The sequence below is a fragment of the Glycomyces salinus genome (genome assembly GCF_016428645.1).
GTDB classification, from domain to species: domain Bacteria; phylum Actinomycetota; class Actinomycetes; order Mycobacteriales; family Micromonosporaceae; genus Glycomyces; species Glycomyces salinus.
The window spans coordinates 126698-146637 of sequence record NZ_JAELXW010000003.1 but is presented as its reverse complement, the minus strand read 5'-3'; the positions used below and the strand labels follow the sequence as shown (position 1 = coordinate 146637).

The 19940-nt window shown below is 69.3% G+C and carries 23 protein-coding genes; 12 read left to right on the top strand and 11 right to left on the bottom strand.

The annotated features are described in order from the left end of the window. Window positions 1–6 precede the first annotated feature (6 nt). Both JFB92_RS01745 and JFB92_RS01740 read right to left on the bottom strand, forming a co-directional pair. The gene (locus JFB92_RS01745) at window positions 7–2073 is read right to left on the bottom strand and encodes an SPFH domain-containing protein (protein ID WP_199034274.1); all 2067 of its coding nucleotides are present in this window, start codon (window positions 2071–2073) and stop codon (window positions 7–9) included. A gap of 112 nt (window positions 2074–2185) precedes the next feature. Then, on the bottom strand, window positions 2186–2854 hold the full coding sequence (locus JFB92_RS01740; RefSeq protein WP_199034272.1) for an OB-fold-containig protein: 669 nt from the start codon (window positions 2852–2854) through the stop codon (window positions 2186–2188). Between the two features lie 176 nt (window positions 2855–3030). Here JFB92_RS01740 and JFB92_RS01735 point away from each other — a divergent pair, with 176 nt between their 5' ends. From JFB92_RS01735 to JFB92_RS01725, 3 genes are all read left to right on the top strand, one after another. Next, window positions 3031–5433: an FtsK/SpoIIIE domain-containing protein gene (locus JFB92_RS01735; protein ID WP_199034270.1), complete on the top strand. Its 2403-nt coding sequence runs from the start codon at window positions 3031–3033 to the stop codon at window positions 5431–5433. A 19-nt stretch (window positions 5434–5452) separates the two neighbouring features. Beyond that, on the top strand, window positions 5453–6079 hold the full coding sequence (locus tag JFB92_RS01730; RefSeq protein WP_199034267.1) for a hypothetical protein: 627 nt from the start codon (window positions 5453–5455) through the stop codon (window positions 6077–6079). A 93-nt stretch (window positions 6080–6172) separates the two neighbouring features. Continuing rightward, the gene (locus JFB92_RS01725) at window positions 6173–7138 is read left to right on the top strand and encodes a hypothetical protein (protein WP_199034266.1); all 966 of its coding nucleotides are present in this window, start codon (window positions 6173–6175) and stop codon (window positions 7136–7138) included. On the opposite strand, the gene JFB92_RS01720 is transcribed toward JFB92_RS01725, so the two are convergent. The 3 genes from JFB92_RS01720 to JFB92_RS01710 all read right to left on the bottom strand — a co-directional run bounded on the left by JFB92_RS01720 (window position 7072) and on the right by JFB92_RS01710 (window position 8149). Next, a complete protein-coding gene (locus JFB92_RS01720; RefSeq protein ID WP_199034264.1) occupies window positions 7072–7512 on the bottom strand; it encodes a hypothetical protein in 441 nt (146 codons plus the stop codon). The genes JFB92_RS01725 and JFB92_RS01720 overlap by 67 nt on opposite strands. Further along, a complete protein-coding gene (locus JFB92_RS01715; RefSeq protein ID WP_199034262.1) occupies window positions 7499–7870 on the bottom strand; it encodes a hypothetical protein in 372 nt (123 codons plus the stop codon). Before JFB92_RS01715 ends, JFB92_RS01720 begins: the two co-directional genes overlap by 14 nt. Before the next feature lie 63 nt (window positions 7871–7933). Next, complete coding sequence (locus JFB92_RS01710; protein ID WP_199034260.1) at window positions 7934–8149, bottom strand: hypothetical protein; 216 nt, start codon at window positions 8147–8149, stop codon at window positions 7934–7936. Between the two features lie 145 nt (window positions 8150–8294). Between JFB92_RS01710 and JFB92_RS01705 the strand changes: the two genes are divergently transcribed. From JFB92_RS01705 to JFB92_RS01685, 5 genes are read left to right on the top strand one after another with little or no spacing between them, the layout of a single operon-like run. After that, entirely contained in the window at window positions 8295–9512 is a 1218-nt protein-coding gene (locus JFB92_RS01705) for a TetR/AcrR family transcriptional regulator (RefSeq protein ID WP_199034258.1), read from the top strand. Between the two features lie 10 nt (window positions 9513–9522). Then, complete coding sequence (gene moaC, locus JFB92_RS01700) at window positions 9523–9990, top strand: cyclic pyranopterin monophosphate synthase MoaC (RefSeq protein ID WP_199034256.1); 468 nt, start codon at window positions 9523–9525, stop codon at window positions 9988–9990. Next, a complete protein-coding gene (locus JFB92_RS01695) occupies window positions 9978–10469 on the top strand; it encodes a MogA/MoaB family molybdenum cofactor biosynthesis protein (protein ID WP_199034254.1) in 492 nt (163 codons plus the stop codon). The genes moaC and JFB92_RS01695 overlap by 13 nt, the downstream gene beginning before the upstream one ends. Next, window positions 10469–11629, top strand: coding sequence for a molybdopterin molybdotransferase MoeA (locus JFB92_RS01690; RefSeq protein ID WP_199034253.1), 1161 nt, complete (start codon window positions 10469–10471; stop codon window positions 11627–11629). The genes JFB92_RS01695 and JFB92_RS01690 overlap by 1 nt, the downstream gene beginning before the upstream one ends. Then, entirely contained in the window at window positions 11626–12039 is a 414-nt protein-coding gene (locus JFB92_RS01685; protein ID WP_199034252.1) for a molybdenum cofactor biosynthesis protein MoaE, read from the top strand. The genes JFB92_RS01690 and JFB92_RS01685 overlap by 4 nt, the downstream gene beginning before the upstream one ends. 43 nt (window positions 12040–12082) lie before the next feature. On the opposite strand, the gene JFB92_RS01680 is transcribed toward JFB92_RS01685, so the two are convergent. Continuing rightward, window positions 12083–12706 (bottom strand): copper resistance CopC family protein, encoded by a 624-nt coding sequence (locus JFB92_RS01680; RefSeq protein ID WP_199034251.1) that lies wholly within the window; start codon window positions 12704–12706, stop codon window positions 12083–12085. A 181-nt stretch (window positions 12707–12887) separates the two neighbouring features. Here JFB92_RS01680 and JFB92_RS01675 point away from each other — a divergent pair, with 181 nt between their 5' ends. Continuing rightward, window positions 12888–13880 carry a Gfo/Idh/MocA family protein gene (locus JFB92_RS01675; RefSeq protein ID WP_199034250.1) on the top strand — a complete coding sequence of 331 codons (993 nt, stop codon included), beginning with the start codon at window positions 12888–12890 and terminating at the stop codon, window positions 13878–13880. Here JFB92_RS01675 and JFB92_RS01670 read toward each other — a convergent pair. From JFB92_RS01670 to JFB92_RS01660, 3 genes are read right to left on the bottom strand one after another with little or no spacing between them, the layout of a single operon-like run. Next, on the bottom strand, window positions 13877–14758 hold the full coding sequence (locus JFB92_RS01670) for a hypothetical protein (RefSeq protein ID WP_199034249.1): 882 nt from the start codon (window positions 14756–14758) through the stop codon (window positions 13877–13879). The two genes, JFB92_RS01675 and JFB92_RS01670, sit on opposite strands and share 4 nt — an antisense overlap. Window positions 14759–14814: 56 nt before the next feature. Continuing rightward, window positions 14815–15228: a YbaB/EbfC family nucleoid-associated protein gene (locus tag JFB92_RS01665; protein WP_199034248.1), complete on the bottom strand. Its 414-nt coding sequence runs from the start codon at window positions 15226–15228 to the stop codon at window positions 14815–14817. Then, window positions 15225–15503: a YbaB/EbfC family nucleoid-associated protein gene (locus JFB92_RS01660; RefSeq protein ID WP_199034247.1), complete on the bottom strand. Its 279-nt coding sequence runs from the start codon at window positions 15501–15503 to the stop codon at window positions 15225–15227. Before JFB92_RS01660 ends, JFB92_RS01665 begins: the two co-directional genes overlap by 4 nt. Before the next feature lie 146 nt (window positions 15504–15649). Here JFB92_RS01660 and JFB92_RS01655 point away from each other — a divergent pair, with 146 nt between their 5' ends. The 3 genes from JFB92_RS01655 (at window position 15650) to JFB92_RS01645 (ending at window position 18373) form a co-directional block, all read left to right on the top strand. Continuing rightward, window positions 15650–16954, top strand: a complete 1305-nt coding sequence (locus JFB92_RS01655) for a hypothetical protein (RefSeq protein WP_199034246.1) — start codon at window positions 15650–15652, stop codon at window positions 16952–16954. A gap of 94 nt (window positions 16955–17048) precedes the next feature. Next, complete coding sequence (locus tag JFB92_RS01650; RefSeq protein WP_199034244.1) at window positions 17049–17381, top strand: hypothetical protein; 333 nt, start codon at window positions 17049–17051, stop codon at window positions 17379–17381. Further along, entirely contained in the window at window positions 17381–18373 is a 993-nt protein-coding gene (locus JFB92_RS01645) for a hypothetical protein (RefSeq protein WP_199034242.1), read from the top strand. The genes JFB92_RS01650 and JFB92_RS01645 overlap by 1 nt, the downstream gene beginning before the upstream one ends. Before the next feature lie 39 nt (window positions 18374–18412). Here JFB92_RS01645 and JFB92_RS01640 read toward each other — a convergent pair whose 3' ends face one another. Continuing rightward, complete coding sequence (locus tag JFB92_RS01640) at window positions 18413–19543, bottom strand: hypothetical protein (RefSeq protein WP_199034240.1); 1131 nt, start codon at window positions 19541–19543, stop codon at window positions 18413–18415. A gap of 103 nt (window positions 19544–19646) precedes the next feature. Next, complete coding sequence (locus tag JFB92_RS01635) at window positions 19647–19913, bottom strand: hypothetical protein (RefSeq protein ID WP_199034238.1); 267 nt, start codon at window positions 19911–19913, stop codon at window positions 19647–19649. Window positions 19914–19940: the final 27 nt, after the last annotated feature.

Below are 19940 nucleotides of genomic sequence, written 5' to 3'. Positions count from 1 at the left end.
CCCCGCCTAGCTCGCGGTCATCTCGACGGCGGGCTTCTCGGAGACCCCCAGCTGCTTGGCCTTGTCGAGCAGGCCCGACAGCAGGTCGTGGTCGCCGCCGCCCTGCATGAGCTTGACCAGCGCGGCCGAGACGGTGAGGTTCTTGACCTCGTCGCTGCCCAGGTTCGCCAGGACGGCCTTGAGGTCCTCGCCGAAGGAGGACTCTCCGTTCGTCCAGTTCGCGGCCACCGACTGGGCGACCTCGGAGTGGGCGACGAAGCCGTCGACGGCCTTGCCGTAGCCGATCGCGCCGACCACCCGGTCGAAGAACTGGGTGTCGCCGCCGACCAGCGAGATGTCGGCGCCCTCCAGGCCCGTGGCGATGACGGAGGCCTGCTGCTCGGCGATCGAGCGTCGGGCCTCGATCTCCAGGCCGCGCAGCTCCTTCTCCATCTCCAGGCGCAGGCGGTACTCCTCGTGGGCCTTGGACGCCTCGGACAGGGCGTCCATGGCGCGGGCCTTCTCGGTGAGGCCCTCGGACTCGCTCAGCAGCCGCAGGCGCAGGGCCTCGGCCTCGGCCTTGCCCTTCGCGGCGCTGGCGTCGGCTTCGGCCTTGCCCTTGGCGGCGTTCGCCTCGGCCTCGGCGCGGCCGATCGCCTCGGATGCCTTGGCCTCGGCCAGTCCGCCCTTCTCGATCGCGTCGGCCTCGGCCTCGCGGACCTGGACGGCCGCCAGGCCGTCGGCGGCGGCCAGGGCCTGGTCGCCCTCGGCCTGGCGGATCTTGGCGCGGGCCTCCAGCTCGGCGGCCTGCTGAGCGGCCTCGGCCTCGGTGATGCGCTGGCGGGCGGTGTGCTTGGCCGCGGTCTCGGCGGCCTCGGCGGCCTTGATGTCCTTGACCAGGTTCTCCTGGGCCTCGGCCTCGGCGCGGATGATGATCTGCTGGCGGTCGCGCTCGGCCTCCTCGGTCGCGCGCAGGCGCTTGATGCCCTCTTCCTGCTCGGCGACGGTCTTCTCCACGGCGATGCGCTCGCGGATGACGTCGGCGATCTCGCGCTTCTCGGCCTCGACCTCCTTGTTGGCGGCGATGCGGGCGAGCTCTTCCTCGCGTTCGCGGGCGACGACCTCGAGGATGCGGTCCTTCTCGATCCGCTCGGACTCGACGGCGATGACGCGCTCGCGGTTCTTCTCGGCCACGGCGATCTCGCGCAGGCGGTTCTCGTTCTGGACGCCGGTGGCCTCGTCGGCCTTGATCTGCGCGGTGTCGGACTTGAGCCGTTCCTCGCTGCGGACCTTCTGGATCTCGGCGTTCTCGCGGGCGCGGAGGGTCTCGACCTCGCGCTGCTGGCGGATCTCGGCCTCTTCCTGGCGGCGCTCCAGCTCCAGGACGGCCTCGCGGGCCTCGACGTCCTGGCGCTTGATCTCCTTCTCCTCGTGGCGGCGGTGCTCGTTCGTGGTCACCGCTTCGCGCGCGGTGAGTTGGGTGATCTTGCGGATGCCCTGCGCGTCGAGGATGTTCTGGGGGTCGAGCTGCTCCATCGGGGTCTGCTCGAGGTAGTCGATGGCCGCGTCCTCGAGCGAGTAGCCGTTGAGGTCGGTGCCGATGACCTGGAGGATCCGGTCGCGGAACTCGTCGCGGTTGGTGTAGAGGTCGGTGAAGTCGAGCTGCTTGCCGACGGTCTTGACCGCCTCGGAGAACTTGGCGTTGAACAGTTCCTGCAGCTTGTCCTGGTCCGAGGCGCGCTTCGGGGTGACCGACTCGGCGACGTTGCGGACGTCGTCGGCGGTGGCGTTGACCCGCACGAAGAAGGTGATCGAGATGTCGGCTCGGATGTTGTCCATGCAGATCAGGCCGTCCTTGCCGGACCGGGCGATCTCGATGGTCTTGACCGAGATGTCCATGAACTCGGCGCGGTGGACCACCGGGAGCACGACCGCGGTGGTGAACGAGACCTTGGTCTTGCCGGCCTTGGTGATGACCAGCGCCTGACCTGGCGGGACCTTCTTGTAGCGGCTGACGATGAACGCCGCTATGCCGAGGACCATGAGCGCGACCACCACAATGACGGTGACACTGGTCGCCTGGGATGTATCCATTGGGCTTCCTTACGGGAATCGGGAGGACGTTGAGAAGCGGGCGCTATGACACCCTACTGAGAAACCGCAAACCGCGGGGTACACGAGTCCGGCTCAAGAGGGCGCGGCCACCCTAGGAGTCGGCCGTTTCGAGATCGGGCGGCAGGGAGGCCGGGACGACCAGGAAGATCTTCTCGGCTTCGTCGTAGTCGAAGATCACCAGCTTGGAGTGCCGTGAGAACAGCTCGTCCTGGATGCCGGGGGGCTCGTGGACGGAGCGGCGGATGTTGATCAGGTGGACCTTGCCGTCCTCTTCGGTCAGTTCGGCCTGACCGGAGTCGGTGGTGACCGTGCCGGTCCGGACCACGCACATCTTGCCGACCAGGCCGCGGTGGGTGGTGACCGGCGGGTCGGCGAAGAGCTTCGACAGGGGTCTGGCCAGGAGTTTCGCGCCGAGCATGCCCACGCCGATCCCGGCGACGAGCAGGGCTATGCCCGAGGCCGCCGCCGGTATGAACACCTCGTCGCTGCTGCGCACCCAGGTGGTGCCGAGCACCGTCACGATCCAGCCCAGCGTGATCCACAGTGAGGCCACCACAGTGAACGGGACCGCGCCGAACCCGAACGCCGACCAGAAGGAGCCGCCCGCGTCCAACTCTGCGTCCGCGTCGCCGCCGAGGTCGAACATGTCCACGTCAAGCGCGCCCACGATGACGGTGATCCAGTACAGGACCACGAGGACCAGACCGAACGTGAACACGATCGGAGGGAATGACAGGGCTATGTCCAGGAACTCACGCATGGTTCGTCCTTGTCTCCCGTGCGCGCGGGCGCAGGCGCGGACGGTGTTGGCAGGCGGGCGGCACAGTCCGGATAGACCGGATCCGGGTCTGCGTCTAGGTTAATGCACGCGGGCGAGTGCCGAAAGGTTGCCGACTCGCCGCTATCCTGTGACCGGGTCAACTTCGAGGAGGTCCGGTGCCAGGTTTCCGCTCCACGCTGGCGAACGCGGCCGCCGGCTGCGACATCGCCGCCGCCCGGCTCGCCTCGGCCCGCAGACGTCTGGGGGCGGCGGCGTTCGAGACCCCAGTGGACCCGGCGGTCCTCGAGGCCGAGCGACAGATATCCGACGCCGCCACCGCCTCGGCAGCGCAGCTGCGAGGCGACGCCTCGCTGCTCCCGGCCGGGACGCTCGTCCTGCACCAGGACCGCACGATCCCGCTGCTGGTGCCCTTCGGCGAGGCCGGCCACCTGGCCACCGGCGTCGACGCCCGCGTCGACGGGGTCGCCGCACTGATCAGGAACGCCGTCCTGCACGTCCTGGCCGGAACCGACCCCGGCGAACTGCGGGTGGCCGCGATCGACCTGGCCACGCTCGGGGCCGCCTTCGCACCGCTCAGGCCCCTGGCCGACGCGGGCGTGATCGAGGCGGTCGCGACCGACACCAGAGCCGCGGCCGACGTGCTCACCCTGGCCGAGACCCAGGTCGCCGAGTCCATCGCCGGGCACCGCACCGACCGGCTGCTGCTGGCGATCGCCTCGCTCGGCGACGCCCCGAGGGCCGTGGTCGAGCGGGTCCACGCCATCGCCCGCTCGGGACTGGAGCACGGGGTGACCGTGCTCGCAGCCGGGCTGCCCGACCTGCCGCAGGCCACGGTCATGCGCGAGGTCGACGGGCACGTCGAGGTCTCGAACCCCCCGGCCGCGCCGGTCACGCAGGGCGCACGGCTGGCGGTCCCGGCCGCCTGGCCCGAGGCCCCCGACCCCGCGTTCGTGGCCGGAGAGGCGACCCGCCTGGCCGAGCGCGCCCGCGAGGCCGCCACCCTCGCCTTCGGCGACCTCATCCCCGGCACGCCGCTCAGCGGCGACCCCGCGAACGGCCTGGAGGTGCTCATCGGGCGCGACGCGGCCGGAGAGGTGCGGCTGCGCTTCGACGACGCCACCCCGCACTGGATGGTCGGCGGCCGCACCGGCGGCGGCAAGACCGTGTTCCTGCTCGACGTCCTCTACGGGCTGGCCTCCCGCTACTCGCCCTCGGACCTGGCGCTGTTCCTCCTGGACTTCAAGGAGGGCGTGTCCTTCACCGAGTTCATCCCCACCCGGCGCGACGACACGTTCATCCCGCACGCGCGCGCCGTCGGCGTCGAATCCGACCGCGAGTACGGACTGGCGGTGCTCCGGGCCCTGAACGAGGAGATGACGCAGCGGTCGACGGTGATGAAGCGCCACGGCGTGGCCTCCTTCGCCGGGCTGCGCGACCACGAGCGCTACCCGAGGATCGTGTGCGTCGCCGACGAGTTCCAGGTGCTGCTGGCCGGGAACGACAAGGTCGCGAGCGAGGCGGTCTCGCTGCTGGAGAACCTGGCGCGGAAGGGCCGCTCCTACGGCGTCCACCTGGTGCTGGCCTCCCAGACCATCTCCGGGATCGAGGCGCTCTGGTCCAAGAGGGACTCGATCTTCGGGCAGTTCCCGATGCGGGTGGCGCTGCCGGGCGCCAAGTCGATCCTCGATGTCAACAACGACGCGGCCGCGCGCATCTCGCTCGGCCAGGTCGTGGTCAACACCGAGGGCGGCGCGAAGGGCGCCGACCGGGTGGCGCGCTTCCCCGACACCGACGCCGCGGTGATGCTGCGGCTGCGGGAGCAGTTGCGGCACGCGCACTCCGATTTCGGCGCACCGCGCGTGTTCTACGGCTACCGCCCGGTGCACTTCACCGACACGCTGCCGGGCGAGCGCAAGCCCGGCCGGGCGCTGCTGGGCCGCGAGGTCTCGCTGCGCCTGGAGGCGGCCGGGGTCGACCTGGACCGGCGGCCCGGACGCCACCTGGCGATCCTCGGCTCCGACCCGGCCGGAGGCGAGACCCTCGAAGCCGCGGCCGAGTCCCTGGCATACGCCGCCCGGCCCGGACCCGGTCTGTGGACTGTGGACTTCACCGGCTCGGCGAAACTCCAGGAAGCGGCCCACCGGATCCCGCCCGAGGAGTTCGCGTCCCGGCTCGGCCGGATCCCCGACGACACCATCGTCCTCGCCTGGGGGATCGAGGCGGCCGGCCTCGACCGGCCCGCCCAGAACGCCCTGCGCGAACTGCTGCGCACCGGACCGGCCCGCGGCGTCCACCTCCTGGCCTGGTGGCGGATCTACCGGCGCTTCCTCGACGACGTCGGCGGCAGCGCCGGACGCGAGGACGTCGCCTGCTCGCTCATCCTCAACCTGCCCGGCACCGAACTGCTCGGACACTTCGGCCAGCAGTTCCAGCACTGGAGTCCCCGCCCCGGCCGGGCCCTGCTGATCGACCGCCACGCCGACACCGGCTCGGGTCGGCTCATCGTGCCATTCTCCCGCCCGTCGCCCACCACCGCCCAAACCGGAGTGAACACTTGACTTTGAGAGGAAAACGCGCGTGAGCGCCTTCGACGACTACCTCGCCCAGCTTCGGCGCCTCGACGAGGTCCGCCGCGGCGCCGAGGAGGCCGCCGCCCGCGACGCCTCCCGCACTGAATCGATGGGCGAACGCGTCGACCGGCTCACCGAACGGGCCACCCAGCAGCGCGCGGCCGTCGACGAGCTCGCCCGCGCCGCCCGCGTCGAGCCCCCGCCGCCGGTCGCGGCCCAGCCGCTCGACGGCGACCCGTCCATCGAGATCGGCGCCGCCGAGGCCGACCTCCAGATCGCGCGGACCGAACTCGAAGAGGCCCGCTTCCTGGCGCACCGGCCGCCGCTGCTGCCGCGATGGCGCGGCGACGAGCGCAACGGCCTGATCTACGGGCTGTTCGCGCTGGCGGCGCTGGTCGCCCAGCTGGTCATCCTGCGCACCGTCAAGGCCGCCGACCTCACCGAGGCGATCCTGTTGGGCGTGTTCATGGTCGCCTGCCCCCTGGCCGCGTTCGCCGCGGGCTGGCTGACGATCGGCGTCGTGGGCCGACCCCGCATCATCGACCGGGAAAAGAAGCTGGAGAGGAACTTCCGCCTGGGCCTGGCCCTATGCGGCTCCACCCTCATAGTCGCCTGCCTCGGCTTCTTCAGTTGATCTGCCCGGCTGTCGCGAACCCGACAACAGACGTTCTCCGCCGATTCGTGTCGTTGTCCCGGTGTTCGAACGAGGGCTCCTAGCGTCTGGAATGTGACCACATACGAGCACGAAGCGCCGCTGCGGCTGCTTCAGGACAATCCGAAGCTCGCCGAAGAGCTGTACTGCGGGTTGCTGGGTCGCCGCCTCCCGGACTACACCGACGTCAAACCCGGTTCGGAGGCGATGACACGCGGCGACGACGCGGTCATCCGCAACTGCGACAACGTCGCGGTCTACTACCGCGGAGAAAAAGAGGCTTTCGCGCTGCTCTTCGAGGTGCAGCGCGGCAGGGACGACGACAAGCGCTACAGCTGGCTCGATTACATCGCTTCGGCAAGGACGCGACTCCAGTGTCCGGTGGCGCTGGTCGTCATCACCTTCGACGAGGCCACAGCGAAGTGGACGAGCGAGCCGATCCAGACGGGCCATCCCGGCCTCATTCTGCGGCCGCTGCTCATCGGGCCGAGTCAGATCCCGGTCATCACCGATCCCGACGAGGGACGCGAGAACGTCTCGATAGCGCTGCTCTCACTCATCGCCCACGGCGGCGGCGAGCAGGGCGGAGACGTCATACGGGCCTACTACGAAACCATCCGAGGATTCGACCGGACGCTCTGGTCGCGGTACGCTGAATACGCGCTGAATGCGCTGCAAGGAGATCAGTTCATGGTTCTGCAGGAGATCATCATGAGCGATACCACGCTCCCCAACACCTACCGACTGGGGCTCTTCGGCGAGAAGTACCGCGAAGGCAGGGCCGAGGGCAAGTCCGAGGGCCTGGTCGAGGGCGAACGTACCGCGCTCAACCTCTACCTCGAACTTCGAGAGATCCCGGTCTCCCAGGAGGTGCGTTTCCGAATCGACTCCTGCGAGGACGCCGAGCAGCTGAAAGCGTGGCTCGGCGACCTGATCAGGACCGACAGCACCGAGCACATTCGCGACTTATCGACCTACACGGCGCGGCCCCCGGCGTCGAGGGCCGCGCCGTTCGCGTCTCTGCGGCGGCGCAGCAGGTAGATCAGACCGGCCATCGGGAGGACGAGGGGGACCAGGCCGTAGCCGGTGCCGAAATGGGACCAGACCGAGGCTTCGGGGAACCAGTCTGGGACCGCGTAGCTCAGCGCGCCGACGCCGAGGACACCCACCAGTTCGACGGTGACCGCCGCCAGGGCGGTATGGGCCGCGCCCTTGATGATCGCCGCGGCCGCGACCAGGTAGATCGCGGCCGCGAGAGTCGAGAGCGCGTAGCTGACCGGGGCCTGGTCGAACTTGGTGGCCACCTGGTAGACCGCGCGGACCCCGGCGGAGACGGCGAAGACGACGTAGACGAGCACGATGAGGCGGCCGAACCCCGAGGAGAGCCGGCGCGGCGCGGTCTCAGGCGACGACATCGATTTGCAGCTCCCAGATCTGGTGGAGCCGCAGCATCAGCGCGGCCACGATGAGGCAGGAGGCGGCGACGGTGCCGATGCCCCACCTGCTGCGGTCGATCGAGCCCCAGAACAGGGCCGCGACCGGCACGAGGAGGGTCGTCACCAGGTAGGAGAAGAACAGCGCCTTGCCGTCGCCGGCGGCCCCCGGCACCACGACTATCGCGGTCACGAGCTGGGCCAGCAGCAGCACTTCGAGGGCGCCGACGCCGACGACGTTGGCCATCCTGACCCGCTTGGAACGCGCCGTGTCGACGAAGAACCACGCTGCCAGGACCAGCGCGGCGGCCTGCACCGTGAGGTAGAGCCATTCGATCACGGACTCGACCGTAATACAGCCCGCCGTCCGGTCTCCCGGGCGGCGGGCTGAAGGAGCGTTCGCTCAGAGGTGGTTGCGCAGATAGATCCAGGTGACGGAATTGGGTCCGACCACCTGCGTAGGCCCTTGGAAGTGCCGAGGATCGGGTTCGCGTTCGGGTATGAGACCGACCTCACGTTTGCGACGCCGCGACACGAGGCGCGCCGCGACCTTGAGGATGGCCGTCCAGCGGCGCTTGACGGGCGGCACTCGGATCTCGCTGGCTTCGAAGCCTGTCATGGGGGTCTCCGTGGTCTCTATCGTTCGACGATCAGAAAGATAACCGATCGGTCAGCTTTCTATTGTCAAAGCTAACACAAAAGCTGACCGAGTGGTTATCTTTTATTGCGCCGCCGCCGACCGGCACCGATACAATCGGCCTCCCATGCCGACATCGAGAGGACCGCCTGTGGCCGGAGCAGAGCAGCGCCGTTACGCCCCCGGTCGCGCCCGGCGCGAACAACTGCTCTACGTCGCCCACGAGTTGTTCGCCGCCAACGGATTCGGTGCCGTCTCACTGCGAACCATCGCCGCCCGGGCGGGCATCTCCCACGCCTCGGTACTGCGCTACTTCGATTCCAAGGACGAGCTGCTGATGGCGTTGCTGCACCGCTGGGAAGCCGTCAACGCCGCCTGGGCCGACGATCGCTTCACACCCGGCAGCGACGAGTGGATGGTCGGACTCGCCCGCCGCAACGCGACCCAGGACGGGTACGTGTCCCTGTTCGCCGGGCTCATCGGAGCCGCCACCGCCACCGAGCACCCAGCCCACGACCACCTTCGACGTCGATACCGGTCGGTGCGCGAATACCACCGCCGGGTCGGCCACGCCGGCGACGCCGCTCGAGTAGTCGCCGCCTGGGACGGACTCCAGGTCATCTCCCTCTACCGCGACGACGTCGACATCCCCGGCGAACTCGCCGACTACTTCTCTCGCACACGCGGGTCGACCGCCCGCTCCGCACTCGATATCGCCGAATCCGCCGTCGCTCCCGCCGCTAAGCCCGAGGTCGACCGGACCGGCTACGCCGCCGGGCGGGCGAAGCGCGCCCGCATCGTCGCCGCCGCCATGGAGCTGTTCGCGCAGCGCGGCTTCGCCGCCACAAGCTTGAGCGAGATAGCCGACAAGGTCGGCACCGCCAAGTCCACCATCCTGCACCACTTCGGTTCGAAGGAGAAACTCCTCGAGGCCGTTCTGACCCGACGCGACGAACTCCCCTGCGACGATGAAACGGCCGCGCTGCCTCCACGTGCGTTCTTCCGCAAGATGATCGAGCACGCCCGGTCCGCCGATGCCCGCCCCGGCCTGATCGAGCTCTACACCGTCCTGTCGTGCGAGGCCACCGCCGCCGACCACCCCGCGCACGAATACTTCGCCCGCCGTTTCGATCTGACCATTCGCGACCATGTCGCCGCCTTCGAGCGACTCCGGGCGAGCGGAGAGCTCGCGCCCGGCCGCGACCCCGAACACGAGGGCCTGTGGTTCGTCGCCCTCTGGGACGGCCTCCAGGTGCAGTGGCTCTTCGACCCGGACTCGATCGACATCGCCGCCGAACTGCGCGCACATCTCGAGGGCCTCCTCGCCGACCCGCCCCGCGGCTAGACTTCTGGGCATGGCTGACCTCACGCATGTCGACCGGGACGGCGAGGCCCGCATGGTCGACGTCTCCGGCAAGGACGTCTCCGCCCGGTCCGCGCGGGCGACCGGCCGCCTGCGCACCACGCCGGAGGTGGTCGCGGCGCTGCGCGAGAACTCCCTGGCCAAGGGCGATGCGCTGGCCACGGCCCGGATCGCCGGGATCATGGCGGCGAAGAAGACCCCGGAACTGGTGCCGCTGTGCCATCCGATCGCGATCAGCGGCGTGAAGGTCGATCTGGCCGTGACCGACGACGGCGTCGACATCGAGGCGCGCGTCAAGACCGCCGACCGCACCGGGGTCGAGATGGAGGCGCTGACGGCGGTGTCGGTGGCGGGACTTACCTTGGTGGACATGGTCAAGGCGGTCGATCCGGCCGCGCAGATCTCCGATGTCCGAGTGGAAGAAAAGCTTGGAGGGAAGACGGGCGAATGGCACCGATAAGCATCGTCGTCGTGGTGGCCTCGAACAGGGCCGCCGACGGCGTATACGAGGACACCTCCGGGCCGATCCTGGTCGAAGGGTTCGTCGCGCACGACTTCAACGTGGCCGGACCGGTCGTGGTCCACGACGGCGACGAGGTCGAGCAGGCACTGCGCGACGCCGTCGACGACGGGTACGACCTGGTCGTCACCTCCGGCGGCACCGGCCTGACCTCGAAGGACCTCACCCCCGAGATGACCAACCGCGTCGTCGACTACGAGGTGCCCGGCATTGCCGAGGCCGTCCGCGCCGCCGGGCTCGCCAAGACTCCGCACGCGGCGCTGTCGCGCGGCATCTGCGGCGTGGCGCGCAGGACCCTGATCGTCAACCTGGCCGGGTCGACCGGCGCGGCCAAGGACGCCCTCACCGTCCTCACGCCGGACCTGCTCGAGCACGCCGTCTCGCAACTGCGCGACGGCGATCACGAGAGGGAGACCTGATGCCGATCGACTGGGCCGAGGCCCGCGCGACCGCCTGGCAGGCCGGATACGAGGCCCGTCCGAACCCGGAGACGACCGGGTTCGAAGCGGCGCTCGGTTCGGCCCTGGCCGCACCGGTCGTCGCCGCCTCCGACCTACCGGCGTTCCCGACCTCGGCCGTGGACGGCTGGGCGGTGGCCGGCTCCGGTCCGTGGATCGTCACCGGCGAGGCGGCCTTGGCCGGTGCCGTCCCCGCACCGATGGGTACCGGTGACGCAGTCAAGATCGCAACCGGCGCACAGGTGCCCGAGGGCTGCGAAGGCATCATCCGTCTCGAGCACACTGACGTCCGGGGCGAGTTGATCGACGGGGATCCGGACCGGGAATGGCGCGAGGCGGGCGAGGAGGCGAAGCTCGGCGAGGAGCTGATCCCGGCCGGGACGCGCATCACGCCGCCCGTGCTCGGCTTGGCCGCCGCTGCCGGGCAGGCGTCCCTGGATGCCTACCGGAAACCGCGAGCGGGCATGGTCGTCTTCGGCGATGAGCTGCTGACCTCCGGGCCCTCCCGCGACGGGCGCGTCCGCGACTCGCTGGGACCGATGGTGCCCCACCTGCTGGCCGCCGCCGGATCCACCTCGCCCGAACCGATCGGACCGGTCGCCGACACCCTCGACGAGCACGTGCGCGCGCTGCGAGAGGGACTGGAGACGGCCGATCTGGTGTGCACCACCGGCGGCACCATGGTCGGCCCGGTCGACCACCTGCACGCCGCGCTGAAGCTGGTCGGCGCGAGCTACATCATCAACTCCGTGGCAGTGCGCCCCGGCTTCCCGATGCTGCTGGCGCGCACCGACGAAGGGCGCTTCATCGCCGGGCTTCCGGGCAACCCGCAGTCGGCGGTGATCGCCCTGATCAGCCTCGTCGTACCGCTCCTGGCGGGGCTGCGCGGCCTGTCGCTGCCCGAACTGGGCGAGATCACCGTGTCCCAGGACGTTCCCGGCCGCGGCGACTTCACGCACCTGTCGCTGGTCGACCGCTCCGGTCGTCGCCTGGGCCACCACGGCTCGGCGATGCTGCGCGGACTGGCGCGGGCGGCCGGGTTCGCCGTCATCGCGCCGGGCGCCGAGGCCAAGGCCGGGCAGACCGTTCCGCTGGTGACGATTCCGGGGGTGAGCGCATGATCCGCGCCGAGGTCAAAGAGACCGCGATCGAGGTCGCCGAACACGAACGCGCGGCGGCGATCGACCAGGCCGGAGCGGTCGTGACGTTCTCGGGCAACGTCAGGGACCACGACCGCGGCCGGGGCGTGGGGGCCCTGCACTACGAGGGCCACCCTTCTGCCGAGCCGATCCTGCGCGAGATCGCCGAGGAGATCGCCGCGCGCCGGGGCGTGCGGGCGGTGGCGGTGTCGCACCGGATCGGCGACCTGGAGATCGGCGACGCGGCCCTGGTCGCCGCGGTGTCGGCCGACCACCGCAAGGAGGCATTCGACGCCTGCGCCGACCTGGTCGACGAGGTGAAGGCCCGCCTGCCGATCTGGAAGCACCAGTTCTTCACCGACGGCACCGACGAGTGGGTCAACTGCCCCTGACCGGCTTTTGTCGCGAAGTCGACAGAGGCGTTCCGCGCCGCCGCTAGGCGTTCTTCCTGCGGTTCACGAGCTTGACCACCACGACGCCGGCGACCACGAGGACCAGAGCTCCGAGCAGGATCGAGGCGATGAGCGCGCCGCTGCCCGAGTCGCCGGCCTCGGAGGCCTCCGTGGCTTCGGCGTCGTCTCCGGTGGCCTCATCGTCGGCCGGGGCCTCGGCCCGCTCGGTCGTCTCCTCCTCGCCGGTCGGCTCGGAGGCGGTGGCCGCCAGCAGGTCGTCGGGGATGTCCTCGACGGTGAAGGCCACCGAGCCGTCGACGCGGTGGCCGTCCTCGGAGATGACCCGGAAGGCCACCGTGTACTCGCCGGGAACGGTGTAGAGCATCGGCTGGGAGAAGGTGTCGCCGTCGTACTCGGCGTCACCGGCGTCGATGACCTCGCCGTCGGGTCCGGTCACGGCGATCTCTGTGGAAGGCCCGTCGAGAATTTCGGAAAACGTCGCCGAGACCGAAGCCGGAGCCGTCTCCACGGTCGCCCCGTCCTCGGGGTCGGAGCCCACCATGGCCGCGTGGGCCGAGGCCGGGCCGGCGGCCGACAGCGCCAGCGCCGCGCCCGCTCCGGCGGCCAGCAGCAGCCTGCGGGCTTGTTTGAGGGAACCTTGCAGCATCTGGTCATGGTGCCATAGCCACCTCGGCGCCCGGTCCGGTCGCGAATCGCCTCCCGTCGCAGATCACAGACATCCGGTTACACGGCGTACGCGACTCGTCCGGCAATTTACCCTCATCGCGAGGATTGTCACGATAGGCCCCGTGTTGACGATCCCCGGAAGTTGTGATGTGCTTACGTCCATGGTTGAACCGATCCGATGGGGAATCCTGGCGACCGGCAACATTGCTTCGACCTATGTAGAAGATCTTGCCCTCCTGGACGATTGCAAAGTCACGGCGGTCGCGTCTCGTTCGGCCGAACGCGCGGCCGCCTTCGCCGAGAAGTACCGGATCCCGCACGCATGGGACTCGGTACAAGCGCTTGCCCAGGACGATGAAGTCGACATCGTCTACGTCGCGACTCCGCACTCCCACCACTACATCCCGACCATCCAGCTGCTCGAGGCCGGCAAGCACGTGCTGTGCGAGAAGGCGTTCGCCTACAACGCCAGCCAGGTCCGCACGATGTTCACCGTGGCCAAAGAGCATCAGCGGTTCCTCATGGAAGCCATGTGGACCCGGTGCAACCCTGCCATCCGGGAGATGCGCCGCGCGATCAAGGACGGCATGATCGGCGACGTGATCGCCGTGCACGGCAACTACGCGCTGCCCGGCCCGTTCCCTCCCGAGCACCGCCTCCGCAACCCCGAGCTCGCCGGCGGCGCGCTGCTCGACCTCGGGATCTACCCGATCACGCTGGCGCACTTGGCGCTGGGCGTCCCCGAGTCGGTACACGCCGAGTCGATGATGTCCCCCGAGGGCGTGGACGAGTACACGGCGCTGACGCTGCGGTATCCGAACGCGATCGCGCAGCTGTCCTGCTCGATCATCGGCGGAGCGGCCGACGAGGTCACCATCTCCGGCACCGAGGGCCGCATCCGGCTCAACGACTACGCGTACCGCCCCAGCGGGTACACACTGGAGCGGTACGGCGAGCAGCCTCGCGAATTCGAGGCCCCGTACGTGGGCCACGGCTACGTGCACGAGGCCCTGGAGGTCCATAGAGCGCTCAAACAGGGTCGGCTCGAGTCGACCCTGGTCCCTCCCTCGTCCACTATCGAGGTCATGGAGATCATGGACGAGGCGCGCAAGCAGATCGGCCTGCACTACCCGGGCGAGACCCGCCCCCTCTAGTACTCGATCTCCTTGCGGGTCCGCTCGCGGCGGGCCAGGATCGCCGACTGCTTCTCGCGCAGCCATTCGGCGCGGCTCTCGGCGCTCTCGATAACGGTCGAGGGGGCCGCCTCGATCGGGATGCCGCGGCGGCCGGACTCGGCCCTGAACAGGTCGTCCAGGCCCGGCACCAGCGCCATGCACGGGCCGGTGAACAGCCCGGTGGCGGCCTCCTTGGTGCGGATCCAGCCTTTGTACTCGATCTCGCTGACGTACTGGCGCTTCGCGGTATCGGGGTCACGCAGGGCCTGCTCGGCGGTGAGGGCGTAGAGGGTGAAGATGATGGAGGTGGCCTTCTCGACGGCCCAGCCGCGACCGGGGACGGGCGGCAGGTAGCCGGCGATGTCCTCGGCCATGGTCTCGGACACGAGCTGCTCGATGATCCCGTCGAGGTCGCGGGTGCGGATCGCCTTGATCTTGTCCCACTTGGCCGTCGTGTCGTCGAAGCCGACCTCCTTGGGGCCGATGTCGATGGCGCCGAAGCGGTCCAGTTGCCGCAGGAGCAGTCCGGTGCCTCTCGGGGGCTTCTCGCCGGACGTGACGATCTTGGAGAGGCTGAACCGCCAGTCCTCGGTCACCGGCGAGGCCGGGACGGGCAGGCGGCTGAGCAGGGTCTCCAGGTCGAGGTCGTCGAATCTGTTCTTCATCGAGCCGGCCGCTGAACCGGCCCGCTGCAAGGTGGCGTCGGTTCTACCCGCGACCGCCTCCTTGGCCGAGTCCACGCGAGCCTGCGCGGCTGCCCGGGCCCCCTCCCTGGCCCCGACTGCCTCTTCCTTCACCTGGTCGCCGACCTCTTTGGCCTTCTGGGCGACACGACCCAGACGATCTTTCATTCCCATGTGAAGAACTTACACACGCTCCGCCGGCTCACGAGCGTCACCGGACCCGGCGACGCTCAGTCGCGGCGCCGGTCCAGGTTGTCCCGGGCGCGGTCGCGCATCTCCTCGGGCATGTAGCGGTTCATCATGCCCATCACGTCGATCTTGTCGCCGACCAGCGCCTGGGCCATCTCGGCCATCTTCAGCCCGTAGGTTGCCGTGGCCTCCTGGATCAGCGCGACGATCGTCGGACCGAGCGACTGCTTGAACCGCATGGCCGACTCGTCGATCTTGATCTTGTCGACCCGGCCGTCCGAATCGAGCTTCACCGAGATGAGCCCGTCCTCGGAGAAGACCTCGACCGCGTCGGCGCCGAGCTGCTGGCTCATCTCGTCGTACTTGCGGAGCGTCTCCTTGGCCTCGGCCTCCATCTGCTGCAGGCGCTCGAGCATCTCCTCGGGGCTGGTGGGGCGTTCGTTGCGGTCGCTCATCCGCGGTCCTCCTGCTGGCTCTCCATGAAGTCTCCCATGATGCCGTTGACCTGCTCGGACAGGTCCTGATCGGCCTTGGCGGTGGCGGACTTGACCGTCGCGGCGATCACCTCTCCCAGCTCGACACCGCTCAACTGGAACGCCTTCATGCGCAGGTCGATCTCCTTGACCACTCCGCTGGCCCCGGCCACGACGCGCACCTCACCGTCCTCGGAGACCGACTCGGCCTCCATCTCAGTGGCCAACCGCTGCACCTCCGCGACTTTGTTCCGCATCTCCTCGTCGGACAACGACCTCCCCTTTCTCGCTCATGACGCGGCATTCCACGCCTAACCCGATGCTATAAGCGTGTTGCACGGCGCGGGTGACGGCCCGATACCCTCGGAAGCCACGGCACCTATCTCACAGATGAGGTCACGCGATGTCACTGTTCCGTCCGGTCAAAGACAAGCTGACCAGCGATCCCGCCTATGCTTTCCGGACCCACCCCCAGAGCAGATTCCCGGTCGCCGAGCCCGGAACCGCGCGATTCGAGCCCGGATGGGGCGGCATCGCCGTGCGCGCGAGCTGGCGCCGGGGCCTGCCGCGCAGGTACTCCGAGTCGCGGATCACGCGCACCGACACGCAGCGGGCCGAGTTCCGCCCGCTTCCGGGCATGGGCCACCTCAACGTGGACCTCATCCGCGAAATGCTCGGCGGCTTCCGGCCGTTCACCCCGGTGGTCACCGTCGACGGCGCCCCGGCGGCCACCGGCATCGGCGAAGGAGTGATCGCCGTTCCGGCCGGCCGGCACCTGGTCCAGCTGCAGTCCGGCGCCTCCGGCCCCTACCGGTCGGTCGACGTGCGGCCCGGCGAGGTCGTCGAGCTCGACGGCGTCACCACCAAGCTGCGGCACCTGACCTGCATGGAAGGCCGCCCGATCGACTCCTACCGCGACATCGTCCTCGGCCCCAGGGGGAAGACGCGAGTCAAGGACGGAGCGCTGTTCCGGTCCCTGGCCGTCGGCGGGCTCGCGGCCATCGCCGTGCTCGGGCTCCTCGCCCTCGCCGGACTCACCGGCGTCCTCGACTTCGAACTCGACTCCGCGGCCACGATCATCCCGGTCGTGGCGACCTACGCGCTCGTCGCCATCGCCTTCGGGATCTGGGAGAACCGGCCCGGCAACCCCGTCGGAGAACCGCACGGGCCCGACCTGCACAGCGGCGTCAACCACCGCGTCCTGGACCCCCACGACGAGCAGCCGCCGCAGGCGGCCCCGGGCCGCGCGGTGCTGCGGGTGCACGCCGTCTACCGCCAAGACCACAATAGAGACGACGTCGGCCCCGGCGAGCCGACCGGCCGGAGCCTCAAGGAACTGCTCGACAAGAACGCCGCCGAACGCGCCAAGAACTGGGACTCGACCGGCGAGCCGGCGCCACCTGCGGCCCGTCCCTGGATGGCGCCGCCACTGGTCAAGGTCAACGGCCGGGACCTGCCCGCGGCGTGGGGCCTCAACGAGTACCAGCTCCCGCCGGGCCCGAGCGTCGTGGAGGTCGCGGTCCCGCCTCCGACGAACCCGGCGGACGGTCGGACGCAACTGCTGATGGACCAGTCGGCGATCCGCGTGAACGCACAGCTGGATCCCTCGCGCCCCACCGAGATCGGCGCCTACGCCCGGGTCCGCATCACGCCCGGGACCGACGGCGCGACCTTGAGGGAGTACCGCGGCCTCATGCGGCAGGCCTGAACGGCTGGCAGAGTCCGTCTAAACTCGAATGCAGACCCCGTACCCGTTACGGGCCCCCGTCCGACCGCCCAATGCGATCCGCAGGAGACGTTCCATGACCGGAACCGGATTCGACGCAGAGCCTGAAGAACTGCGACAAGCCGCCTCCACGCTGAGACAGTCGTGTGAAGAGATCCAGGCCCTGTCCGATTACACGAAAGAGGCCGACCCCGACTGGGAGGCATGGGGTCTGTGCGGCGCACCGCTCGGCGGTATCTACTTCGCGCTGGCCTCGGCCTACCGCTTCGTGCTCGGCGAGTGCAGCGGCGCCCTAGAGGGCGTCGCCGGCGGAATCGAGTCATGCGGCGATTCGTACGCCGACAACGACGACGAACTCGCGAGCGGCCTGGATCAGGTCTGCTCCCAGATCGAAGGGGTCGATGCCTGATGAGCGACGACATCGAGCGCCCCGACTGGCAGGACGGCGCCCCCGAAGACACCCACACCTCGTTCAGGGACCTCGGCAGCTCCGACACCTGGGTTCCCGACGGCGGGGACCTCGAGGCCGGAGCCAAGAGCATCACCGGAGTCAAAGAGGGCTCCAAGATCCTCACCTCCGGCGGTAAAATCGGCGACGCCTTCGGCAACGTCGACAGCCTCACCGACTGGGACGGCCTGTTCTCGGCGGGCACCACGCTCATCGGCGAGGCCAACGAGATCGCCGACCAGGTCGGAAAGTTCATGGAGGGCGCCACCAAGATCGCGGAGGACCCGAAGGGCTGGCTGGCCGGCACCATCGTCGACTTCCTGCTGGAGATCTTCGACCCCCTGGACGACCTCCTCCAGCTGCTCACCGGCAACGAGGCGATCATGAAGAACTCGGCCGAGATGTGGAACGCCGCCTCCGACGGCTGCCCCCAGATCGGCGACTACGTGGTCGAATCCGGTCACGCCGCGATCCAAGGCTGGGGCGGCGACGCCTCCCAGGCGGCTCGCACCCGCATCTCCGAGGTGGGCATGGCGATGCACGTCATGGGCTACGGAGCGGTCGCGATGAAGCACATCATGACCCAGGCCGCCGAGCTCGCCAAGGCCGCTTACGACCAGGTCAAGAAGCTCCTGGCCGAAGGCGTCGAGTGGGTGCTGACCCGCGTCGCGGCCTATCTGGCCGCCAGTTGGGCCACCTTCGGCGCGGCGGTCCCGGTCGCCATCGCCGACACCGTCCGCAAGGTCATGAGCCTGCTGATGACCGCCTTCAACTTCGTCAAGCGGGCGATCAGCATCTTCACCAACATGGTCAAGAGCTGCCAGGGGCTTCAGATGATCGTCGACAAGGTCAAGCCGGTCCTCGAGAAGCTCCAGAAGATCCAGAAGGCATACGACAGCAACAAGGGCATGATCAACGCGGGCGTCGACCTGGCAGGCCAGGCATTCAAGTAGCCGACCCGGCGCGCGCCGGACATACCGGGAGCGCACCGCTCAATGCTCGGCGAGGTTCGGAACCTCGACGACATCGCGGGCGCTTCCCGGCTTCAATGTCATCGAATACTCATCGCCAAGTGGTTCGGCTTCACGGTTCGAGGAGCTGAACCGCTTGGTCACGACCACGTCGAGCGCCAGCTCGGCGATGTCCCCGCGCCCGACCCGCGCCACGGTGTCGGCGCGCGCCGCTCCGGCCGCCGCCTCGACCCGATGCTCGCCGGGAGCGACCTCGAATATCCAAGTGGCCCATCCGGAAGCCAGAGAATCGCCGTCGAGGCGCAGATCGGGCGGAGCGGTGAACGACCTTGACTGAGGCGCGGGCCGCGGGGCCAGAGCCACGATCGGGAACGGCTCGGTTCGCTGCCGCAGCCGCGGGTGGAGCACGATCAGGCCCGACTCTTCGGAGGGCCGCGGCAAGGCGCCCCCGCCGTGGGGAAGACACCAGACTCGTCGGACCGAACCTGGAACGCGGTCCCATTCGACCGCTTCGGGTGCCGAAGCCGCTTCGCGCAGCCTCCTCGCGGCACCGCGATAAGCCGCTTTGTGGGCGGTGAGTCTCGCGGCGTACAACGCGCCGACGACACCACCGATGACCAACGGCACGACTACGGCGGCGAACATCGCAGCTGGCGTCCCGCCCGAGGTGAGCCGCCCCAGCGCGACCGCCGAGACGATGCAGGCGAGAATGCCGACGGACCACGCCCATCCGAGCCGCATTCCCGGAGCGGGGCCGCCGACCTGGGGAATCCCGCGTCCGCCCAACACTCCGTGGAGGTTCCGAGTCGCCTCATGGCGGCGCGGGTCGATGAACGGCGAAGCGTATTCGAGCTCGACCGTCCCGTCTCCGTCCTCGACGCGGAACGGCCAGGATGAGCAGCAGACCGCGTCCGACTCCTGCGTCTGCACCGTCACCAGATGGCAGCCCGGCCGGAGCCGGACATGCCACTCGCCGAAACCGACCGCCTGGGGACGGGAGTCGACAGCGGCGACCGGGATGACCGAGTCCTGAACACCGCCCCGATGCGCACGGAACTCGGAGAGGAACTCCAGACCCCCGGTGGCCGAATGCCGCACCCGCACCCCGGCACCCCCGATCCCGGTCGGCCACGGCCCCTCGGCCCGTTTCAAGTCCCGAATCCGAATACCCGACTCGGCACTATCGAGCGCCTCCAGACGCATAGACCGGGGGATGGCCGCGGGCTTGACCCGCGGAACGGGCCCAGCATCCGGCTCAGCCATCGAGATTCGATGCCACACGGTCGAGCTCGTCGGCCGCGGCCTGGTCGGTGGCCCGGGTGGAGAGGCAGTTCGACGCCTCCGTGAACTCCTTCAGTTCCACGAGCATTCCCGTGTCCAGACTCGCCTGGGTCGCGGCGGAACCAGGCAAGGTCCCGATCGCATTGACCGCGTTCCCGTCAGTGGGGTTCTCCGGGAACTCGTACCGAGTGATGTCTGAACCATGATCGTCAGACCAGTTGCTCGTGTTCGTCCCATTCATTTGCCGAGGACACGGGACGGCCGGTGG

Excerpts from the sequence above, each read along its gene's own strand:
- JFB92_RS01745 (WP_199034274.1), bottom strand. The coding sequence starts at position 2,073 with ATGGATACATCCCAGGCGACCAGTGTCACCGTCATTGTGGTGGTCGCG.
- JFB92_RS01740 (WP_199034272.1), bottom strand. The coding sequence starts at position 2,854 with ATGCGTGAGTTCCTGGACATAGCCCTGTCATTCCCTCCGATCGTGTTC.
- JFB92_RS01720 (WP_199034264.1), bottom strand. The coding sequence starts at position 7,512 with ATGTCGTCGCCTGAGACCGCGCCGCGCCGGCTCTCCTCGGGGTTCGGC.
- JFB92_RS01710 (WP_199034260.1), bottom strand. The coding sequence starts at position 8,149 with ATGACAGGCTTCGAAGCCAGCGAGATCCGAGTGCCGCCCGTCAAGCGC.
- JFB92_RS01705 (WP_199034258.1), top strand. The coding sequence starts at position 8,295 with ATGCCGACATCGAGAGGACCGCCTGTGGCCGGAGCAGAGCAGCGCCGT.
- moaC (WP_199034256.1), top strand. The coding sequence starts at position 9,523 with ATGGCTGACCTCACGCATGTCGACCGGGACGGCGAGGCCCGCATGGTC.
- JFB92_RS01695 (WP_199034254.1), top strand. The coding sequence starts at position 9,978 with ATGGCACCGATAAGCATCGTCGTCGTGGTGGCCTCGAACAGGGCCGCC.
- JFB92_RS01690 (WP_199034253.1), top strand. The coding sequence starts at position 10,469 with ATGCCGATCGACTGGGCCGAGGCCCGCGCGACCGCCTGGCAGGCCGGA.
- JFB92_RS01685 (WP_199034252.1), top strand. The coding sequence starts at position 11,626 with ATGATCCGCGCCGAGGTCAAAGAGACCGCGATCGAGGTCGCCGAACAC.
- JFB92_RS01680 (WP_199034251.1), bottom strand. The coding sequence starts at position 12,706 with ATGCTGCAAGGTTCCCTCAAACAAGCCCGCAGGCTGCTGCTGGCCGCC.
- JFB92_RS01675 (WP_199034250.1), top strand. The coding sequence starts at position 12,888 with ATGGTTGAACCGATCCGATGGGGAATCCTGGCGACCGGCAACATTGCT.
- JFB92_RS01670 (WP_199034249.1), bottom strand. The coding sequence starts at position 14,758 with ATGGGAATGAAAGATCGTCTGGGTCGTGTCGCCCAGAAGGCCAAAGAG.
- JFB92_RS01665 (WP_199034248.1), bottom strand. The coding sequence starts at position 15,228 with ATGAGCGACCGCAACGAACGCCCCACCAGCCCCGAGGAGATGCTCGAG.
- JFB92_RS01660 (WP_199034247.1), bottom strand. The coding sequence starts at position 15,503 with ATGCGGAACAAAGTCGCGGAGGTGCAGCGGTTGGCCACTGAGATGGAG.
- JFB92_RS01655 (WP_199034246.1), top strand. The coding sequence starts at position 15,650 with ATGTCACTGTTCCGTCCGGTCAAAGACAAGCTGACCAGCGATCCCGCC.
- JFB92_RS01650 (WP_199034244.1), top strand. The coding sequence starts at position 17,049 with ATGACCGGAACCGGATTCGACGCAGAGCCTGAAGAACTGCGACAAGCC.
- JFB92_RS01645 (WP_199034242.1), top strand. The coding sequence starts at position 17,381 with ATGAGCGACGACATCGAGCGCCCCGACTGGCAGGACGGCGCCCCCGAA.
- JFB92_RS01635 (WP_199034238.1), bottom strand. The coding sequence starts at position 19,913 with ATGAATGGGACGAACACGAGCAACTGGTCTGACGATCATGGTTCAGAC.